The following is a 3456-nucleotide window of genomic DNA, read 5'->3' as shown; positions in this document are numbered from 1 at the left end:
CGCTTCCTGTGTTTAGCGCGGGATCAATCGCCTGTGTAAACTGCATGGCTGCTGTGAGTTTGTTTTCTAGCGTAACGGCATCGTTTCCTTGAGCACCGTTTAGGATGTTTAATGCTATTGTGCCTGGTGTAAATGTGCCATTGTTAAAACCATTTTCATAAAAAGCCAAACCTTGCCCTTGCGGATTCGGAGCTCTGTTAAATAAAGCCTGATAAATATCTGTTATAACTGTAGCGATATTTGCGCTTGTGATTGTGCCGTAATTGGCTTGGGCTTCAGGAGAATTGGCAAAAGCATTTATAATCTGTGGTGTTAAGCCTCCTTGAGCAGCTGCCATTTGAGACCAATAAATTAGACCTGCTGGATCAGCTGGCCTTTGATAATAGGCAATGTACAAATCTTGAACCTGATTAAAATAATCCGTAAAAGCCATAAAAGGACCTCCTCAAAAATTTTTTAATTAGAAAATAACTTTACTTTTGCAACCAAAACCCTTAAGAGTGCATCCAATCCTACACCTCCTATTATTAACTTAATAACAATCCACCTAACAACTTTAATACGCATCCATAATTTACTCACCCTTGTTTACATAGTAACAAAAAAATTCACAAAGTCAAGTTTTTTTTATAAAAAAAATTCGATTTAATAATTTAACCGCTGCTTTATTGCAAAACACCAGGTGATGATTAGCCTATTATGCAATAAATTTACTTTACACAAAGCCATTCAATGTTTATTTGAGAACACACATTGTTGTTTGCGCGCATCAAAAAAGGCAAGTCTTGCTGTTTTATCTCGCCTTTGTTTAGCTTATCTATGTAGATAGGATCCAGTATATAATTGTAGGATAAAATTTTGAAATTTACACCCAAATAAATCCCAAGCGGTGTATTTGCCCATTTGTTTGCAATCCACTGTTTGTTTAACTCTTGATCAAACATTTGTAAGCCTTCCACAGTAATCGGCCTTACATGCGTTGGATCTGTAAGAAAATTATCATGTCTTGGGTGGGGAACGCGTATATGAATAATAGCACCATTGATACAAATACGCCAAATTTCTTTTATTATCGAAAGATACACGCTAGTTTGCTGACCTAAATGTTCCAAAACATGATTTAGCAAAATTTCATCTACACTTGAGTCTTCAAAAGGCCAGGGTACTTTTTCTAAATCCCATACAACGTCAGGGTTAACAGCTTCCACAAAATCTACATTGACAAAGCCGTCTAATTTTTTATCGCCGCACCCAAGGTTTAATTTTATACTCATTTGTAATCCGTGTAAGATTTTTCTTCTTTTATGGTGCTGTTTAACCTATCATTTATACGTCTTTTTATGCTGTAGCGCAGGTCATTTTTTATATAAACGCTTCTTGCAAGCTCAATAAACCTGCTGTCAAACTGCTTTTTTTTCTCCAGTTGCCTGATGGCATCCTCTATGTCCCATAGTTCCTCGTTTACTTTTTTTAACTCTTTTATATCGTTTGTTAAGCTTTCTTGCAATTGCAAAACTGCCGTTGCTTTTAATAGCTCATCAAGCTCAAACTTTATGTTTTTTAACTTCTGCTCGTCTTTAATACGCTCAAGCTTTATCTGCAATATTGTAATTTTATCAAATACTTCTCCCCACGAAACGCTAATTTTGGGTGTTTGGTACATTTTCTTCTCCGTCTAAGTTTATTTTTAAAAAGCCGTTTACCGTTATGTTTTTGCTTTTTGGCGTGGCCAAAACAAAAAATTGTTGAGAGTTTTGTTCAATCTCCAAAGCCCAAAAATCATACAAATCTTTTACCAGACTGCACGCTACAGCTATATTTTGCTTTGCTATAGGCCCAAAGGCAATAAATGGCTTGTGTGTGTTTATAGTTAGCATTGCGCCTTTTATGCTATTTGCAAAATCCGATGGAGCACACAGTGCAATCATATTGCAGTAATCAAGGTTTAGGCTATCTATTGTCTGCAGATTAATACTTACAAGCCTCGCCACATTGCCTATAGCAAGCGGGTCGCTTTCACTTTGAGGATCAAAATCAATAACATTTATTTTGTTTATCTGGTGGGCGCATGCAGACTCATAGGCGTAGATATTTTTGCAGCCATTCATTGCAAAACTGCCGCACAATGCCTGAAATTTTAACCTTCTTGGCTCAAAAGCTATGACTTTGCCAAAAAATGCGCATACTTTGGATGCTGTTATATAGACTTTTGTATCAAGCATAGCTCCTACAAAAATACTGCCTTGCTTTAAAAGGAGTGAAATAGAATTTAAAAAATTTTGAGTTACCTTTGAGTATAAGTTGTTTGGCTTTTCCCTGATAAAGCCTATCGTATCAGCCACATTGCAAAAGGATGGCAGTTTTAAATCACCTGTTATTTCAATGCGTGGTTTGCTTGGCGAAACTTCACTAAACTTTTTGTACAGTTTTTCATAGACAGTTTTTGTGCTTAGAGTGCGCCACGATTTTTCATAGGTTGCCTCTATTTCTTTGTACTCTTCATCTGAAACCTTAACTTTACCGTAGGCAGGCAGATTTTTTGCATTGTCTAATTCTACAAAATCCACCGTAGGATAGTTTGTGAAACACGAAGCACCGATAGAAGATAATAGTGCCACGCAGGGCTTGTCGCAGGCATCAGCAAGGTGCAGGCCAAAACTATCAATACTAATAATGCCGTCTACTTGGGCACATAAAGCTTTGAATTTTTCGGGGTTATCAATTTTGCCTTCTAAATCCAAAAGCCTTGGGTGTTTTATGTCTAACGTGCTATCAACTATTAAAGTACAATCCTTTGCAATGGCTAAAAAGTTTCTTGCAAAAGGCGCTGCAATGTGCTTTGGGAAAGTCCTCAAAGGCACAGATGCTTTATGCACAAAAAGGATTTTTTTACCTTTTATATCTTTTAAAAGCTCCTGCACAGACAAATTTGCAAGATAGTGTATTGTAGTACTGTTTCGTTTTTTGCTTTTATCTATACTATCTGGATCGAGCCCAAACCACCACAAATACCAGTCGAATCTATTGGAAGTATTGTAGTTTGGCAAATTTATAAGGCCAGTTGTGTCAAAATATGCATCATATGCGCCTAAATCAACTAAAGACAAACCAGCAAAGTATATATTTTCAATGTAGGGTTTACTTGATAGTATATAGGCATTGTATGGGTTTGCATCTATACCAAGCAGGATATCAACGCTAAAACTGCCAATTTCATTTTTTAAAACTTTTGCTACATGATCAAATGCATTTATGCCAACAAGACTATCGCCCAGATTACCGCCAAAGCCATTTACAATCAAAAACCTGTAGTGATTTCTGTTTGGCTTTTTTGCTTTTAAAACGCTTAACTGAGCGCCCAGGCAAAACGGCTCACTATGCGTGTAAAACTTATTTGCAAAAGCAATATTGTAAGATACTCTGCCAATTTTAAGTGGGGCATTTGGCCAGGAAAGC

At 36.8% G+C, this 3456-nt stretch carries 4 protein-coding genes; all 4 read right to left on the bottom strand.

All coding sequences use genetic code 11. From position 1 onward, the window contains the following. Positions 1 to 433: DUF4214 domain-containing protein (locus tag ACP5FO_RS08560; RefSeq protein ID WP_428157393.1), on the bottom strand; the 433-nt coding region annotated here is incomplete at its 3' end. A 277-nt stretch (positions 434 to 710) separates the two neighbouring features. Continuing rightward, positions 711 to 1274, bottom strand: coding sequence for a class I SAM-dependent methyltransferase (locus tag ACP5FO_RS08555; RefSeq protein WP_428157392.1), 564 nt, complete (start codon positions 1272 to 1274; stop codon positions 711 to 713). Continuing rightward, the gene (locus ACP5FO_RS08550) at positions 1271 to 1663 is read right to left on the bottom strand and encodes a DUF6165 family protein (RefSeq protein WP_428157391.1); all 393 of its coding nucleotides are present in this window, start codon (positions 1661 to 1663) and stop codon (positions 1271 to 1273) included. Before ACP5FO_RS08550 ends, ACP5FO_RS08555 begins: the two co-directional genes overlap by 4 nt. Next, positions 1641 to 3456 (bottom strand): hypothetical protein (locus ACP5FO_RS08545; protein ID WP_428157390.1); only part of this gene is annotated, 1816 nt, incomplete at its 5' end. The genes ACP5FO_RS08550 and ACP5FO_RS08545, both read right to left, overlap by 23 nt.

It is taken from the genome of Desulfurella sp. (assembly GCF_049977265.1).
Lineage (GTDB): Bacteria > Campylobacterota_A > Desulfurellia > Desulfurellales > Desulfurellaceae > Desulfurella.
Note: the sequence above shows the minus strand (reverse complement) of the source record. Positions and strands in the feature narration are given on the sequence as shown.

Excerpts from the sequence above, each read along its gene's own strand:
- ACP5FO_RS08555 (WP_428157392.1), bottom strand. The coding sequence starts at position 1,274 with ATGAGTATAAAATTAAACCTTGGGTGCGGCGATAAAAAATTAGACGGC.
- ACP5FO_RS08550 (WP_428157391.1), bottom strand. The coding sequence starts at position 1,663 with ATGTACCAAACACCCAAAATTAGCGTTTCGTGGGGAGAAGTATTTGAT.